The organism is Kitasatospora sp. NPDC094016 (genome assembly GCF_040304045.1).
Classification (GTDB): Bacteria; Actinomycetota; Actinomycetes; order Streptomycetales; family Streptomycetaceae; genus Kitasatospora.
This window is the reverse complement of sequence record NZ_JBEOUK010000022.1, coordinates 80,332-95,241: the sequence shown is the minus strand read 5'-3', so window position 1 is coordinate 95,241 and position 14,910 is coordinate 80,332. Positions and strand designations below refer to the sequence as shown.

Below are 14,910 nucleotides of genomic sequence, written 5' to 3'. Positions count from 1 at the left end.
GCTCCCCCAGCGGCGGGGCGGGGTCGTCGTGCGTCCCGCCCCGGGGCGGCGGGAACGGCGGTTGACGAACCGGCGCAGGCACTGGTCAACTGAAGCCGTGAACGCGTCCTGCCCGCTGGTGACCCGCAGCCACATCGACTTCGGTCGCGTGTGGTCCGCGGCGTGTCGCGGCTGAGCCGACCGTTCCCCCCGCCGCCCGGCTGACCTCCCGCCCGGCGCCGTTCCTCCCCTCCCGCCCGCACGGGCCCCGCCCGCCTCCGGGCCGTCACCGCGCACCCGTGCGCGGCCGTACGCACCCGCACGCACCCTGTGCGCGTTCGCCGGCGTCGCCCGCACGCGTCCGCACGAGGAAAGTCAGGCCTCAGCATGCCCCGCCAACTGCACCTCTCCGCCGCCCTGGACAGCCCCGGCCACGTCGACGCCGGGCACTACGCCGCCCTCGCCCACCTCGCCGAGCGGGCCACCCTCGACTTCGTCACCCTCGACGACTCCTTCACCCCCGAACCGCGCCGCCCCGACGCCCTCGCCGCCCTCGCCCGGATCGCCCCGCTGACCGAGCGGGTCGGGCTGGTGCCCACCGTCACCACCACCCACACCGAGCCGTTCCACACCTCGATCGCGGTCAACACCCTGGACTGGGTGAGCCGGGGCCGGGCCGGCTGGCTGGTCGGCGTCTCCGCCACCGAGGCCGAGGCCAGGGCCTTCGGCCGCCGCCCGACCGCCACCGCGGACGCGCTCTGGACCGAGGCCGCCGACGCCGTCGAGGTCGCCGCCCGGCTCTGGGACAGCTGGGAGGACGACGCGGAGATCCGCGACACCGCCACCGGGCGGTTCATCGACCGCGACAAGCTGCACTACGTCGACTTCGAGGGCCCGCACTTCTCCGTCCGCGGACCGTCGATCACCCCGCGCCCACCGCAGGGCCGCCCGGTCGTCGCCGTCCCGGTGGCCGCCGTCGACCTCGCCCCGTACGCCTCCCCCGGCGGGCGCGCCCGGGTCGCGACGGCGATCCGGTACGCCGACGTCGTGCTGCTGGACGCCCCCGACCACGCCGCCCGGCTGGCCGCCGCAACCGAACTGCGGCTGCGTGCCGGCGAGCACCTGCGCATCCTCGCCCGCACCGACGCCGCCCTGCCCGACGACGCCGCGGCCGACCGCCTGCTCGCCGACCTCGCCGCGATCGGCACCGGCGTCGACGGCTTCCACCTCGTCCCCGCCGAACCCGAACGGGACCTGGCCGCCCTCGCCGAACGGGTCGTCCCGGTCCTGCGCGCCCAGGGGCTGTTCCGCGCCGGGTACGCCGCCGGCCGCACCCTGCGCGACCACCTCGGCCTGGCCCGCCCGGCCAGCCGCTACGCCACCAGCGCCGCCACCAACACCGACGCCACCGCCACCGCCACCCCGTCCGCTGCCGCTCTCGCCGAGGTGACCCGATGACGGACCGCCCGCTCAAGCAGATCCACCTCGCCGCGCACTTCCCCGGCGTCAACAACACCACGGTGTGGAGCGACCCGGACTCCGGCAGCCACATCGAGTTCGACTCCTTCCGCCACCTCGCCGAGACCGCCGAACGCGGGAAGTTCGACTTCTTCTTCCTCGCCGAGGGCCTGCGGCTGCGCGAGAACAAGGGCCGCATCCACGACCTGGACGTGGTCGGCCGCCCCGAGTCGATCACCGTGCTGAACGCGCTGGCCGCCGTCACCACCCGCCTCGGGCTGGCCGGCACCGTCAACGCCACTTTCAACGAACCGTACGAACTGGCCCGCCGCTTCGCCTCGTTGGACCACCTCTCCGGCGGGCGCGCGGCCTGGAACGTGGTCACCTCCTCGGACGCCTTCACCGGGGAGAACTTCCGCCGCGGCGGCTACCTCGACCGCGCCGACCGCTACACCCGGGCCGCCGAATTCGTGCAGCTCGCCCGGGAGTTCTGGGACGGCGGCGCGGAGACCGTCCGGCACCGCGGCCCGCAGTTCGAGGTCGAGGGCCGGCTCTCGCTGCCCCGCCCGCCGCAGGGCCACCCGGTGGTCATCCAGGCCGGGGACTCCGACGAGGGCCGGGAGTTCGCCGCCGCGACCGCCGACGTCGTCTTCAGCCGGCACTCCACCCTCGCCGACGGCCAGGCCTTCCACACGGACGTCAAGCGCCGCCTCGCCGCGTACGGCCGCAAGCCGGACGAGCTGAAGATCATGCCCGGCGTCACCTTCGCCCTCGGCGACACCGACGCCGAGGCCGCCGAACTCGCCGCCGAGATCCGCCGGGCCCAGGTCGGTCCGCAGACCACGATCGCCTTCCTGGAACAGGTCTGGGGCATCGACCTGTCCGACCACGACCCGGACGGTCCGCTGCCCGCCGTCGACCCCGACCCGGACAGCGCCCTGGCCCAGGGCCGGGTCCGGATCGGCGACCCTCTGGCCGTCGCCGCCCGCTGGCGGGAGCTGGCCGCCGAGAAGAAGCTCACCAGCCGCGAGCTGGTGATCGAGGTGACCGGCCGGCAGTCCTTCATCGGCTCCCCCGCGACGGTCGCCGAGCAGATCGACTTCTTCGTGCAGAACGACGCGGCCGACGGCTTCATCCTCGTCCCCCACCTGACCCCGGGCGGCCTGGACGCGTTCGTCGACCGCGTGGTGCCGCTGCTCCAGGAGCGCGGGGTGTTCCGCACCGACTACAGCGGGACGACCCTGCGCGACCACCTCGGCCTGCCGCTCCCCGGCCGGCGCTGAGACGGCCGACGCCGAGCCGACCGGCCCGCCCGCTCAGATCCGGTACACCGCACCCGCCCGGGCGACCTCGACGGGGCCCGGGTACGCGGCGGCGGCGTCGCGGCGGTTGTGCTCGGCGTCGGTCCACGGGGGGATGTGGGTGAGGACGAGCCGCCGGACGTGGGCGGCGGCGGCGTGCTCGCCGGCCTCCCGGCCGTTGAGGTGGACGGCCTGGTAGGTGTCCCGGCCGTCGATGTAGGCGGCCTCGCAGAGGAAGAGGTCGGCGTCCCGGGCGAGTTCGACGAGTTCGGCGCTCTCGCCGGTGTCGCCGGAGTAGACGAGCGCGCGGCCGTCGTGTTCGAGGCGGAAGGCGAAGGCGTCGACGGGGTGGTTGACCTGGGCGACCTCGATCCGGAACGGGCCGAGGTCGAAGGCCCCGGGGGTGAGGGTGTGGAAGTCGAAGACCTCCTTCATCCCCGGGTTCTCCGGCATGTCGTAGGCGCGGGCGAGCCGTTCGGCGGTGCCGGCCGGGCCGTAGACGGGCATCGGGTCGGGGCAGCCCTCGGCACGGTAGTTGCGGGCGACCCAGTAGGCGCACAGGTCGACGCAGTGGTCGGCGTGCAGGTGGCTGAGCAGGACGGCGTCGACCTCGTAGATGTCCACGTACTTCTGCAGGGCACCGAGGGCGCCGTTGCCGAGGTCGAGCACGACGCGGTAGCCGTCGGCCTCGACGAGGTAGCTGGAGCAGGGCGATTCGGCGGACGGGAAGCTCCCCGAGCACCCCACCACGGTCAGTTTCATCCGAGCCCCTCCGCCCCGACACGTCCTGGCTGCTGCTGGAAAACGGCAGGCCGGGCCGGTGGAACCGGCCGGTAGCACTGCTTCGCGTGTCGAGAGTAAGGGCGGAGCGGCACTTTGCCCCCGTCCCCGTGCCGGGCTGTGGCTGGAATCACCAGAACGCCGGGGCGGGGGCGGTGCCGTCCGTTCGAGTGCCGTCGGGTCAGCGGTGGCGGGGGCGGTTGCGGGCCCAGGCCCTGATCGTGTCGGGGTACCAGCGGGGGTGACCGCTGGCGTCGAGGACGTCCGGGGCGGGCAGCAGCCCGTGCCGCCGGTAGTTGCGGACGCTCTCGGCCTGCACGTTGATGTGGCGGGCGATCTCGGCGTAGGACCACAGCTCGGAGCTTCTCCCCACGAGGCACCTCCGGAGGGGCGGGGCGGGCGTACGTGAGGCAGCCTGTCCGGGCGTTGGTGACTCTTCACCACAGAACGGGCACCGTGGTCATTCCGTGACGAACCGGGAGCGAGGTACGGACAAATGCCGGGCCGTCCGGGCACTCACAGTGGTGGGGGCCGCCATGGGCCCGGTACGGTTCGCGCCATGAACAGTTCGACCGGGGTCTGGGTGGTCCTGGCGGTGGTGGGCATCGCGCTGCTGGCCGCCGTCGTGGGGGCGCTGGTCCGGCGCACCCGCCCGGCGCCGCGACCGGCCGGTCCGACGGCTCCGCGCCCGCGCCCGGCCGCCAAGGGCCGTCCGGGGCCGCAGCCGCAGGAGATCTGGTGGGCGGAGGTCCCGTTCGAGGACGGCCCGGGGTCGAAGGACCGCCCGTGCCTGGTACTGCGGGTGCACGGCCGCACCGCCACCGTCGCGAAGATCACCAGCAAGCACCACGCCGAACGCCCGGGCGTGCTGCCGCTGCCGCCCGCCTCGGTGGGCGACCGGCAGGGCCGCACCAGCTGGCTGGAGACCGACGAGCTACGCGAGGTGCCGCTGTCGGCCTTCCGCCGCCGGGCCGGCACGGTGGACCGGCAGGTCTGGTCCCGCGCGCAGCAGGCCCTGCAACGCGGCTAGGGCCTCAGGTCTGAAGCCGGCCGTCCGGCACCGCCAGGGCTTCTCAGGCCCAGAGCTGCCCCTGCAGCGCCTCGACGGCCGCCTCGGTGGTCTCCGCGGTGTAGATGCCGGTGGACAGGTACTTCCAGCCGCCGTCGGCGACCACGAAGACGATGTCGGCCCGCTCCCCGGCCGCCGCGGCCTTGCGGCCGACGCCGATCGCGGCGTGCAGGATCGCGCCGGTCGAGACGCCCGCGAAGATGCCCTCCTGCTGGAGGAGTTCGCGGGTGCGGCGGACGGCGTCCGCGGAGCCGACCGAGAAGCGGGTGGTGAGCACCGCGGCGTCATACAGCTCGGGGACGAAGCCCTCGTCGAGGTTGCGCAGCCCGTACACCAGGTCGTCGTAGCGGGGTTCGGCGGCGACGATCCGCACGCCGGGGACCTTCTCGCGCAGGTAGCGGCCGACGCCCATCAGGGTGCCGGTGGTGCCGAGGCCGGCCACGAAGTGGGTGACGGTCGGCAGGTCGGCGAGGATCTCGGGGCCGGTGGTGGCGTAGTGGGCGCCCGCGTTGTCGGGGTTGCCGTACTGGTAGAGCATGACCCAGTCCGGGTGCTCGGCGGCGATCTCCTTGGCGATCCGGACGGCGGTGTTGGAGCCGCCGGCGGCCGGCGAGGGGATGATCTCGGCGCCCCACATGCGGAGCAGTTCGCGCCGTTCCTCGCTGGTGTTCTCGGGCATCACGCAGACCATCCGGTAGCCCTTGAGCTTGGCGGCCATGGCGAGCGAGATGCCGGTGTTGCCGCTGGTGGGTTCCAGGATGGTGCAGCCGGGGGTGAGCCGGCCGTCGGCCTCGGCGCGCTCGATCATGTGCAGCGCCGGGCGGTCCTTGATCGAGCCGGTGGGGTTGCGGTCCTCCAGCTTGGCCCAGAGCGTCACCTGCCCGTCGGTGTTGCCGGGGACGGCGGCGGACAGCCGCGGCAGGCGGACCAGCGGGGTGTTGCCGACGGCTTCGAGCGGGCTGTCGTAACGCAAGGGAGGCCTCCGGCCACGGCGGTGGGGGTGCGGAAGGGCGCCCCCGCCGCCCGCCGCGGGCGGGCGGCGGGGGCGGGAGGTCAGCGGGCTCCGCCGGCCACGGCGGGCAGGATGGTGACGCTGTCGCCGTCGGCGAGGGCGGTGGAGATGCCCTCCAGGAAGCGGACGTCCTCGTCGTTCAGGTAGACGTTGACGAAGCGGCGCAGCTCGCCGCCCTCGACCAGGCGGGCGGCGATGCCCGGGTGGCGGGCGTCGAGGTCGGTGAAGAGTTCCCCGAGGTTGCTGCCGGTGCCTTCGACGGCCTTGGCGCCGTCGGTGTAGGTGCGGAGGATGGTCGGGATGCGGACCTCGATGGCCATGGGTGCGCTCCTGTGCGAGTCGTGAGGCGGGTGGGCCGCGGCGGGCGCGGCGGGGAGGGTGGTCCCGGGGCTCGGCGTCGCCGGCAGGCGGTGGGCCCGGGTGGGGCGGGGCGGCTCAGCGCGAGCGCGCGGGCGTGCCGGGACAGATCGCACTGGCGAGCCGGCACAGGTCGACGTGCAGGCGCGCCACGAGGCGGGTGCCCGGGGCCTGGTTGCTCACATCGACGGAACGCATGGGCTCATCGTATAGATTCCCCGGCCCGCTCCTCCATGCCCGTCTCGGGATCCGGATGTTCCTGTTTCTCGGGCTGAGACGACACGGGCCCGCCGACCGCTCGCGGGCGGTCGGCGGGCCGCGCCCAGGTGGGTGCTGGTCAGGCCGGGTGGGCCTCGACGACCTGGACGTCTTCCTCTGTGATCTCGCCGTCCACGATGCGGAACGAGCGGAACTGGAACGGGTCGTCCTCGCCGTTGCCGTCGGCGGTGGAGACCAGGACGTAGTGGGCGAACGGCTCGGAGGCGTAGCTCACGTCGGTGCGCGAGGGGTAGGCCTCGGTGGCGGTGTGCGAGTGGTAGACGATCACCGGCTCCTCGTCGCGGTCGTCCATCTCGCGGTAGAGCTTGAGCAGGTCGCCCGAGTCGAACTCGTAGAAGGTGGGCGAGCGGGCCGCGTTGAGCATCGGGATGAACCGCTCGGGCCGTCCGCTGCCGGCCGGTCCGGCGACCACGCCGCAGGCCTCGTCCGGGTGGTCGGCGCGGGCGTGGGCCACGATCCGGTCGCGGATCTCTCGGGTGATGGTCAGCATGCGGTCAGGATAGCCACGCCCCGGCGGGTGTCCGCCGGGGCGTCCGGAGCGCGGTCACCGGGTGTCCGCCACCTGGGCGCGGCGGCCCGGCCCAGGCGGTTCAGCCGCCGTCGCGCACGTGCAGGTGGTCGTGGGCGACGCCGTGGGCGGCCCTCGGGTTGCGGCGCTTGAGCACCTGGTAGCCGACCACCAGCAGGACGGCCCAGCCCGGGAAGACGTACAGCGAGATCCGGTTGACCGGGTCGAACGCGATCAGCACCACGACCAGGGCGAGGAAGGCGAGCGCGGTCCAGCTGATCCAGGGACCGCCGGGCGCCTTGAAGGTGGGCGGCGGCAGGTGGCCGGCCCGCCAGGCCTTGCGGTAGCGGATCTGGCAGATCAGGATCATCGCCCAGGTCCACAGGCCGCAGACGGTGGCGACGGAGGTGATGTACTCGAACGCCTTGGCCGGGACGAGGCGGTTGAGCACCACGCCGACGCCCATCAGCAGGCAGGAGAGGGTGATCGCGAAGGCCGGGGTGCGGTGGGAGTTGAGCTTGGTGAGCTGCCCCGGGGCCTGGCCGCGCAGGGCGAGGTCGCGCAGCATCCGGCCGGTGGAGTACATGCCGGAGTTGCAGGAGGAGAGCGCGGCGGTGAGCACCACGAAGTTGATGATGCCGGCCGCGGCCGGGATGCCGATCTTGCCGAAGGCGGCCACGAACGGGCTGACGCCGGGCTGGAACTCGGTCCACGGCACGAGCGAGAGGATGATCACCAGCGCGCCGATGTAGAACAGCATGATGCGCCAGGGCAGGGTGTTGATGGCGCGCGGCAGGGTCTTCTCGGGGTTCTCGCTCTCCCCGGCGGTGACGCCGACGAGTTCGACGCCCAGGTAGGCGAACATGACGATCTGCAGCGTCATCACGGTGGCGCCGATGCCCTTGGGGAAGAAGCCGCCGTCCTGCCACAGGTGGGTGATCGACGCGGTGTCACCGGCCTTGCTGAAGCCGAGGGTGAGCACCCCGATGCCGATCAGGATCATGCCGATGATGGCGGTGACCTTGACCATCGAGAACCAGAACTCGATCTCGCCGAACAGCTTCACGGAGATCAGGTTGGCCGCGTAGAGGATCACCAGGAAGGTCAGCGCACTGGCCCACTGCGGGATGTCGGGCGCCCAGAACCTCACGTACACGGCGGCGGCGGTGGTCTCCGCCATGCCGGTCACCACCCAGAACAGCCAGTACGTCCAGCCGGTCACGTAGCCGGCGAAGGGGCCGAGGAACTCGCGTGCGTACTCGGCGAAGCTGCCGGAGACCGGGCGGTAGGTGAGGAGTTCGCCGAGGGCGCGCATGATCACGAAGATCGCCACGCCGGCGACGGCGTAGGAGAGGATCAGGCTCGGGCCGGACCGGAAGATCGCGGTGCCCGCCCCGAGGAAGAGGCCGGTGCCGATGGCACCGCCGATCGCGATCATCTGGATCTGGCGGCTTCCCAGCCCCCGGTGATAACCCTCCTCGTCCGGTTTCGCGTCGACCACGTCGTCGTACAGCTGCTCGGCCATGGTGCACCGTCCTGGGTGGGTCTCGTGGGGTGGAGAAGTCGTACCACGCAGGGTTCGGATAGCGGTGTTCATCTGAGCGTTATTTGAGCATGACCTGCTAGGGTTTGCCCGATTTGAAGAGAAATGCCCCGGCCATCCGTCCACATATTGGACGAATCGACCGGGGCTTGCCCGGAAGCGGGCAGGATCAGTCCGCGATCGCCTCCAGGAGCGTCTCCTGGAGCGCCCCCAGCCAGACGTACGCCATCACCAGCGGCTTGCGGTCGTCCTCGTCCGGCAGCTCGTAGAGCTCCTCGTCGTCCTCGCTGACCTCCAGCTGGACGCCCAGGGTCAGCCGCAGGTCGTTGAGCGCGCCCAGCCAGCGCAGGCCGTCGGCGGGGTCCAGCTTGACCACCCCGCCCTCACCGCCGAGCCGGTCGAGCATCCGGACGACATGCAGGGCGTCCTCGCGCTTGCGGGTCCGCAGGTCCACCTCGGTGTAGCGGCGGAACTCGCCCGAGGCGGCCCGGCTCTCCTGGTCCTCCGGCCCGGCCGGGTCGCCGTAGGCGTCCGGGAAGAGCCGGGCGAGCATCGGGTTGGCCGGCGCCTCGGTCGGGCCCTCGGCGAACAGCGCGGCCAGCGGATCGCCGCCGTCCCCGCCCGGGCCGGGCCCGATCAGCTGCAGGATCCCCACCTCCAGGGAGCGCAGGATGGAGGCCTCCACCTCGTCCAGCGCGATCGCCGCACTCCCGCCGCCGGCACTCTCGAACAACCCAGCCATGTCTATCGGTCAGCCCGTCTTCGTCGTCTCGGGTGGGGTACCGGCTCCGCGGCCGGTCGCGCCGCGGTCCGCACTGCGCCGGTCGCACTGCGGCCAGTCGTGCCGCGGCCAGCGGTCAGTCGTGCCGCGGTCAGTCGTGCTGCAGCGTCGCCCAGAGGCCGTAGCCGTGCATCGCCTGGACGTCGCGTTCCATCTCCTCGCGGGAGCCGCTGGAGACCACCGTCCGACCCTTGGTGTGCACCTCCATCATCAGCTTCCTGGCCTTGTCCTTCGGGTAGCCGAAGTAGGCCTGGAAGACGTACTGGACGTAGCTCATCAGGTTCACCGGGTCGTTGTGCACGATGGTCACCCAGGGCGTGTCCGGCTCCACCACCGGTAGTCCTTCGACCTCCGGGCGCTCGATCTCCACGGGCGCGACACTCACCGCCGGGTCCTCCTCGCTGCGCAGTCCGTCCACGCCTCTTCAGCCCCATGCTGCCATCCGGGGGACCCCCGGGCGATTCCGGCCCGGCTCGCAGCACGAGAAATCGTCACTCTGACGCTAAGTGGTAGTAGCATCATCCGCATGGACGCCACTTCAGTGCGCGCGGCCGGTTCGACCGCGCTCCTCACCGACCGCTACGAGCTCACCATGCTGCAGGCCGCCCTGCGCAGCGGGGCCGCGCACCGCCGCTCCGTGTTCGAGGTGTTCACCCGTCGCCTGCCCAGCGGCCGCCGCTACGGCGTCATGGCCGGCACCGGCCGGGTGCTCGACGCCATCGAGGACTTCCGCTTCACCACCCCGCAGCTCGACTGGCTGGCCGGCCAGGACGTGGTCGACGACGAAACCCTGCGCTACCTCGCCGACTACCGCTTCGCCGGCGACATCCACGGCTACCCCGAGGGCGAGGTCTACTTCCCCGGCTCGCCGCTGCTCACCGTCGAGGGCAGCTTCGCCGAGGCGGTGATCCTGGAGACGGTGATCCTCTCGATCCTCAACCACGACTCCGCGATCGCGGCCGCCGCCTCCCGGATGACCGCCTCCGCCGGCGGCCGCCCGGTGATCGAGATGGGCGCCCGGCGCGCCCACGAGCAGGCCGCCGTCGCCGCCGCCCGGGCCGCGTACGTGGCCGGCTTCGCCGCCACCTCCGACCTGGAGGCCGGCTTCACCCACGGCATCCCGACCACCGGCACCGCCGCCCACGCCTTCACCCTCGTCCACGACAGCGAGCGGGACGCCTTCCGCGCGCAGATCGCCTCCATGGGCAAGGGCACCACACTGCTGGTCGACACCTTCGACCTGCGCGAGGCCGTCCGCACCGCCGTCGAGGTGGCCGGCCCCGAACTGGGCGCCGTCCGGATCGACTCCGGCGACCTCACCCTGCTGGCCCACCGGGTCCGCCGCCAGTTGGACGACCTCGGCGCCACGAAGACCCGGATCATCGTCACCTCCGACCTCGACGAGTACGCCATCGCCGCGCTCGCCGCCGCCCCGGTGGACGGCTACGGCGTCGGCACCAGCCTGGTCACCGGCAGCGGCCACCCGACCTGCGCGATGGTCTACAAGCTGGTCGCCCGCGCCGAGAGCACGGACGGGCCGCTGGTGCCGGTGGCCAAGCGCGCGGCCGGCGGCAAGACCAGCATCGGCGGCCGCAAGTGGGCCGCCCGCCGACCCGACGCCGACGGCGTCGCCGAAGCCGAGGTGGTCGGCACCGGAGCGGTCCCCGCCGACCTGGAGCCGCACCTGATGCAGGTGCCGCTGGTACGGGCCGGCCGGGCCGTCGGCCGCGAACCGCTCACCGCCGCGCGCGACCGGCACATCCGGGCCCGGGCCGCACTGCCGCTGTCGGCCACCCAGCTCTCCAAGGGCGACCCGGTGCTGCCGACCGAGCTCGTGCTCTGACCCCGCCCCGGCCGACCGGCGCGGACCGGGAGCCGGCCCCGGGGCCGTCCGCCGGTCCGCCGGTTCGCCGCGGTTCACCGGTCCGCCGGTTCGCGGGGCCGCCGCGGTTCGCCGGTTCGCGCCGGGCGCCGGTCCGGGGTCCGCCCCAGGCCTTCCGCCCCCGCACGCCACTCCCTAGAGTCAGCCGTAGAGTTCCCCCGGAGCTTCCCGAGAACCCCCGAGCCCCGCCGCGGGCCGAGTACTCCCGAGGGCTCCCCCCACCAGGGCGCCGCCACGGCCGCCCCCCACATCCGAGGATGCGAGCCATGCACCGGGCACTGATCGTCGTCGACGTGCAGAACGACTTCTGCGAGGGCGGCAGTCTGGCCGTCGCCGGCGGCGCCGAGGTGGCCGCCGCCATCACCGACCTGATCGCCGAGTCCTCCCCCGGCTACCAGCACATCCTCGCCACCCGCGACCACCACATCGACCCGGGCGACCACTTCTCCACCGAGCCCGACTACGTCACCAGCTGGCCGGTGCACTGCGTGGCCGGCACCGAGGGCGTGGGTTTCCACCCCAACTTCGCCCCGTCCGTCATCTCCGGCGCGGTCGAGGCGGTCTTCGACAAGGGCGCCTACTCGGCGGCGTACAGCGGTTTCGAGGGGCTGGACGAGAACAACCGCGGCCTGGTGGAGTGGCTGCGCGAACGGCAGGTCGACGAGATCGACGTGGTCGGCATCGCCACCGACCACTGCGTCCGGGCCACCGCCCTGGACGCCGCCCGGGCCGGCTTCACCACCCGCGTCCTGCTCGACCTCACCGCCGGGGTCGCGCCGGCGACCACCACCGCCGCGCTCGCCGAACTGCGGGCCGCCGGGGTCGAGTTGGTGGGATCCCCGATGGTTCGGGCGTAGCCCCGGCTCCGGCTCGGGTACAGTCCCGGCTCCGGCTCCGGCTCCGGTTCGGGAGCGGCCCCGGCTCCGGGTGCGGCTCGGGTGCAGTCCCGGCTCCGGGTGCGGGCGGATCCGGCCCGGAGCTAACCGACCATCAACTCCACCACGTCCGAACCGCCCACCCGGTGGGCCTCGCGCAGTTCGGCGCCGACCGCGTCCCGGTCGGCCGCGAGCCGGGCGCCGGAGACGTACACCACCCGGATCCCCAGGTACTCCATCCGGTGCTGGCCGCCGCGCACCCAGGCGGCCTCGCCCTCGCTGACGCAGCGCAGGTCCGAGTCCACCTCCACGGCGACGCCCTGCTCCGGCCAGTAGAGGTCCGGGACGGCGATGTACGTGCCGCCGCGCATCCGCAGCTCGGGGCCGACCAGCGGGACGGGCAGCAGACACTCGTCCACCAGTTCGCCGACCCGCTCCAGGACGAAGTCCCGCTCACCGGCCAGCAGTTCGTCCAGGGCGGCGCGCACCCGGGGCTCGCCGGTCAGCCCGGAATCGGTCAGCTCGGTCGCCAACTCCCGCACGGTGCACGGGCCGTCGGGCCGCGAGACGGCCTCGCGCAGCACCTCCCGGACCGGCACCGGGGTGCCACCCTCCTCCGCGGTCCACTCGCACAGCGCGTCCGCGACCGCCCGGGCGACCGGCGCGCAGGCCAGGCCGTGCACCGAGCGTGCCACCAACTCCCGTTCGGTGCGCCGGATCCGCACCTCCCCGGCGTCCTTCAACCGGCGCTGGCGGGGCACCAGGACGTCCACCCCGGTCACCGCCGGCAGCCGGGGCACGGCGGCGAAGCCGTACAGCGCGAGCGCGGCCGCACCGGTGATCACCGCACCCTCGCGGCGGCCCTCCTCGCGACCGTTCTGCGCCGCGTACAGCAGCGCGGCCCACATCCGCTGCTCCGGGGTCGGCCCGTCGGACTGCAGCAGGTACACCCGGGGCAGCAGCCGCCGCCAGGGCCCGCCGCGACGGCAGTGCTCGGTGATGACCCGGGCCGGCACGCCCCGGGCGCGCAACTGGCTCGCGGTGACGACGTTCTGTTGACGCTTCGCCAGCTCCTCCAGGGACGGCGGCGGCGTGGGAATCCGGTAGCTCATGCGGACACCATCCCCAACCGCTCCGACCCGCCACCGGCCACCTGACGCACTGTTACCCAACCGTCGCGAAACCGGGATCAGCTCGCACTAAAGTCCCCATACCCTCACTCAATCGGAGTAATTGACGGTCGTCAGGTTGTCATATCTGATCGAAATCGATCGCCCACCAGGCCGCCTGACCCAGAGTGACCAAAGGCATACGCCGGGAGACCCATCAGGCGTCAAACCCGCCCCGGGAATTGCCTAGGCTTGCGTCATGTCACGTGACGAGACCGCCGGCCTCCGCGCGGCCCAGCTCCGCCTTGGCCGTCTGCCCGGATACGTCCGCCGCCCGGACCCGGCCCGCCGCAGCGGCGAACAGGGCCATACGTACAAGAAGGGCTGGGAGGTCCGCTTCACCGCCCGCAGCGAGGCCGAGATAGCCGAGATCCGCGACCTCGTGGTCGCCGCCGGGTTCGCCCCGGCCAGACCCTTCTTCAAAGGCCACCAGCTCATCCAGCCGGTCTACGGCATGGCCGCCGTCCAGGCCTACCTGGCCGCGAGACAGGCGGCCGAGGAACACGCCGCCCGCACCGCGCTCGGCCGCCGCCGACGAACCGCCGGCGGACACCCCGCCACCGGACACCCCACCGGCGCCGCGCACCCCGCCACCGCCGGGCACACCACCGGCGCCGCACACCGGTGCGAACGCGAGGAAGCCGCCACCGGGGCCGCCGCTGCGGCCGCAGCCGCAGCCGCCGGCGCCGCCCAACTCGCCCGGCGGCGGGCCATCGAGTCCTTCCCCGCCCAGGTCGAACGGAGCAGCGCCGTCGACGACCGCCTCTCCCCGACGGAGGCCCGACCGCAGTCCTGACGGCAGACCACCCCACCCGCGCCTCGGCCCCCGGGCCGGACGGCCCCAGGCCGCCGAGGCGTGGGCGACGTTAACGGTGGCGGCCAGCAGGCGCGGGACAGCCCGGATCAGCGCCTGCTCCGCCCCCTCGGCCGCCCGGTGCGCCGCCGCCACGGCGAGCGCACCGCCCACCCGCCACCCCTGCCGCCACGCCACCACGCCCGCCTCGCACCCACCGCCCGCACCCGGGCTGCGCGCCCCCCGGTGGAGACATGCACGGCGAGGCCCACTCGGCCCGTCACGCCACGCCGGTGCGGGCGCGACCGAAGGTGTGGTTGCGCGGATGGTTGTGCGGCCGCAGCTTCGCGCCGTGGGCGTGGACGCCAGCCTCCATAAGCCCTACGGTGGCACATCAACCGTCTTGCAACCACGGCCCTTCTGCACCCCCTGACCAGCCGCGACGCGCTCGCAACCGCACCCCCCGCACCACTGCGCCACCCTCCCCCACCGATCCTCCGCCCGGCCGCCCCACCACCGCCGCACCACCGCGCCCCACCGGTCGACACCGGAACCGGCCGAGCGGCGGCGGGTTCCGGGCATTCAATCCGATTGGTAACCCAGCGCACCGAGGGCATATCGTAGAGTGAGCGCAGATGATCGACCGTCAGCCACCCATCTCCCTTTCCGAGAAGCCGAGATGACCAATCGTCACGCGAGTTCCGCCGAGCCGCCCCCGAGGCCCGGTGAACCGGAGGACGTACCACTGGAGTTCGCCGCCTTCTGCGAACTCCACCGCCCCCGGTACCTCAGCTACGCCCGGGTGTGGCTGACCGAGCACAGCAGCGCGGCCATCGCCGTCCAACAGGCGTTCGCCGAAATCGCCGTCCAATGGCGCGAGTTGCTCGGCAGCTCCAACCCCACCGCGAACGCCTGGCAGATCCTGCGCAGCACCGTCGCCGACCACACCCGGCACGTGCCCGCCGCACCGGACCGCCACCCCGCCGACGACGACCTGGCGATCCTGCACTACGTCGTCGGCCTCGCCGCCCCCGAGATCGCCGACGTCATCGGCACCGACACCGCCAGCGTCGCCGGCCGGCTCCGGCGCACCATGCTGTGGGAGGCCTCCGGCTGGTGAGCCC

The 14,910-nt window shown here is 73.3% G+C and carries 17 protein-coding genes; 7 read left to right on the top strand and 10 right to left on the bottom strand.

All coding sequences use genetic code 11. The features are described 5' to 3' along the window. The first annotated feature begins 366 nt into the window (after positions 1–366). Positions 367–1,437, top strand: coding sequence for an LLM class flavin-dependent oxidoreductase (locus tag ABT015_RS21115; protein ID WP_350881199.1), 1,071 nt, complete (start codon positions 367–369; stop codon positions 1,435–1,437). After that, entirely contained in the window at positions 1,434–2,720 is a 1,287-nt protein-coding gene (locus ABT015_RS21110; RefSeq protein ID WP_350881197.1) for an LLM class flavin-dependent oxidoreductase, read from the top strand. The genes ABT015_RS21115 and ABT015_RS21110 overlap by 4 nt, the downstream gene beginning before the upstream one ends. A gap of 33 nt (positions 2,721–2,753) precedes the next feature. On the opposite strand, the gene ABT015_RS21105 is transcribed toward ABT015_RS21110, so the two are convergent. After that, positions 2,754–3,500: an MBL fold metallo-hydrolase gene (locus ABT015_RS21105; protein WP_350881195.1), complete on the bottom strand. Its 747-nt coding sequence runs from the start codon at positions 3,498–3,500 to the stop codon at positions 2,754–2,756. A 199-nt stretch (positions 3,501–3,699) separates the two neighbouring features. Next, positions 3,700–3,891: a MarR family transcriptional regulator gene (locus ABT015_RS21100; RefSeq protein WP_350881193.1), complete on the bottom strand. Its 192-nt coding sequence runs from the start codon at positions 3,889–3,891 to the stop codon at positions 3,700–3,702. 186 nt (positions 3,892–4,077) lie between these two features. On the opposite strand from ABT015_RS21100, the gene ABT015_RS21095 reads away from it, so the two are divergent. Continuing rightward, positions 4,078–4,548: a type II toxin-antitoxin system PemK/MazF family toxin gene (locus ABT015_RS21095; RefSeq protein WP_350881191.1), complete on the top strand. Its 471-nt coding sequence runs from the start codon at positions 4,078–4,080 to the stop codon at positions 4,546–4,548. 43 nt (positions 4,549–4,591) lie between these two features. On the opposite strand, the gene ABT015_RS21090 is transcribed toward ABT015_RS21095, so the two are convergent. The 7 genes from ABT015_RS21090 to clpS all read right to left on the bottom strand — a co-directional run bounded on the left by ABT015_RS21090 (position 4,592) and on the right by clpS (position 9,452). Next, the gene (locus tag ABT015_RS21090; RefSeq protein ID WP_350881189.1) at positions 4,592–5,560 is read right to left on the bottom strand and encodes a PLP-dependent cysteine synthase family protein; all 969 of its coding nucleotides are present in this window, start codon (positions 5,558–5,560) and stop codon (positions 4,592–4,594) included. A gap of 80 nt (positions 5,561–5,640) precedes the next feature. Then, positions 5,641–5,919, bottom strand: a complete 279-nt coding sequence (locus tag ABT015_RS21085) for a MoaD/ThiS family protein (RefSeq protein WP_196952340.1) — start codon at positions 5,917–5,919, stop codon at positions 5,641–5,643. Positions 5,920–6,034: 115 nt separating this feature from the next. Then, entirely contained in the window at positions 6,035–6,154 is a 120-nt protein-coding gene (locus tag ABT015_RS21080; protein WP_347878546.1) for a putative leader peptide, read from the bottom strand. 139 nt (positions 6,155–6,293) lie between these two features. Beyond that, positions 6,294–6,725: a M67 family metallopeptidase gene (locus ABT015_RS21075; protein WP_350881187.1), complete on the bottom strand. Its 432-nt coding sequence runs from the start codon at positions 6,723–6,725 to the stop codon at positions 6,294–6,296. A 100-nt stretch (positions 6,726–6,825) separates the two neighbouring features. Beyond that, entirely contained in the window at positions 6,826–8,268 is a 1,443-nt protein-coding gene (locus tag ABT015_RS21070) for an amino acid permease (protein WP_350881185.1), read from the bottom strand. Between the two features lie 187 nt (positions 8,269–8,455). Continuing rightward, entirely contained in the window at positions 8,456–9,028 is a 573-nt protein-coding gene (locus ABT015_RS21065) for a DUF2017 domain-containing protein (RefSeq protein WP_350881183.1), read from the bottom strand. Positions 9,029–9,158: 130 nt separating this feature from the next. Next, on the bottom strand, positions 9,159–9,452 hold the full coding sequence (gene clpS, locus ABT015_RS21060; RefSeq protein ID WP_063351371.1) for an ATP-dependent Clp protease adapter ClpS: 294 nt from the start codon (positions 9,450–9,452) through the stop codon (positions 9,159–9,161). Between the two features lie 141 nt (positions 9,453–9,593). On the opposite strand from clpS, the gene ABT015_RS21055 reads away from it, so the two are divergent. Beyond that, on the top strand, positions 9,594–10,910 hold the full coding sequence (locus tag ABT015_RS21055; protein WP_350881180.1) for a nicotinate phosphoribosyltransferase: 1,317 nt from the start codon (positions 9,594–9,596) through the stop codon (positions 10,908–10,910). A gap of 305 nt (positions 10,911–11,215) precedes the next feature. Then, a complete protein-coding gene (locus tag ABT015_RS21050) occupies positions 11,216–11,806 on the top strand; it encodes an isochorismatase family protein (RefSeq protein ID WP_350881178.1) in 591 nt (196 codons plus the stop codon). A 122-nt stretch (positions 11,807–11,928) separates the two neighbouring features. Here the strand turns inward: ABT015_RS21050 and ABT015_RS21045 are convergent, their stop codons facing one another. Beyond that, positions 11,929–12,936 carry a hypothetical protein gene (locus ABT015_RS21045; protein ID WP_350881176.1) on the bottom strand — a complete coding sequence of 336 codons (1,008 nt, stop codon included), beginning with the start codon at positions 12,934–12,936 and terminating at the stop codon, positions 11,929–11,931. Positions 12,937–13,192: 256 nt separating this feature from the next. Here ABT015_RS21045 and ABT015_RS21040 point away from each other — a divergent pair, with 256 nt between their 5' ends. Both ABT015_RS21040 and ABT015_RS21035 read left to right on the top strand, forming a co-directional pair. Next, positions 13,193–13,789 carry a hypothetical protein gene (locus tag ABT015_RS21040; RefSeq protein ID WP_350881174.1) on the top strand — a complete coding sequence of 199 codons (597 nt, stop codon included), beginning with the start codon at positions 13,193–13,195 and terminating at the stop codon, positions 13,787–13,789. Between the two features lie 676 nt (positions 13,790–14,465). Beyond that, positions 14,466–14,906, top strand: coding sequence for an RNA polymerase sigma factor (locus ABT015_RS21035; RefSeq protein WP_350881172.1), 441 nt, complete (start codon positions 14,466–14,468; stop codon positions 14,904–14,906). The last annotated feature ends 4 nt before the right edge of the window (positions 14,907–14,910 follow it).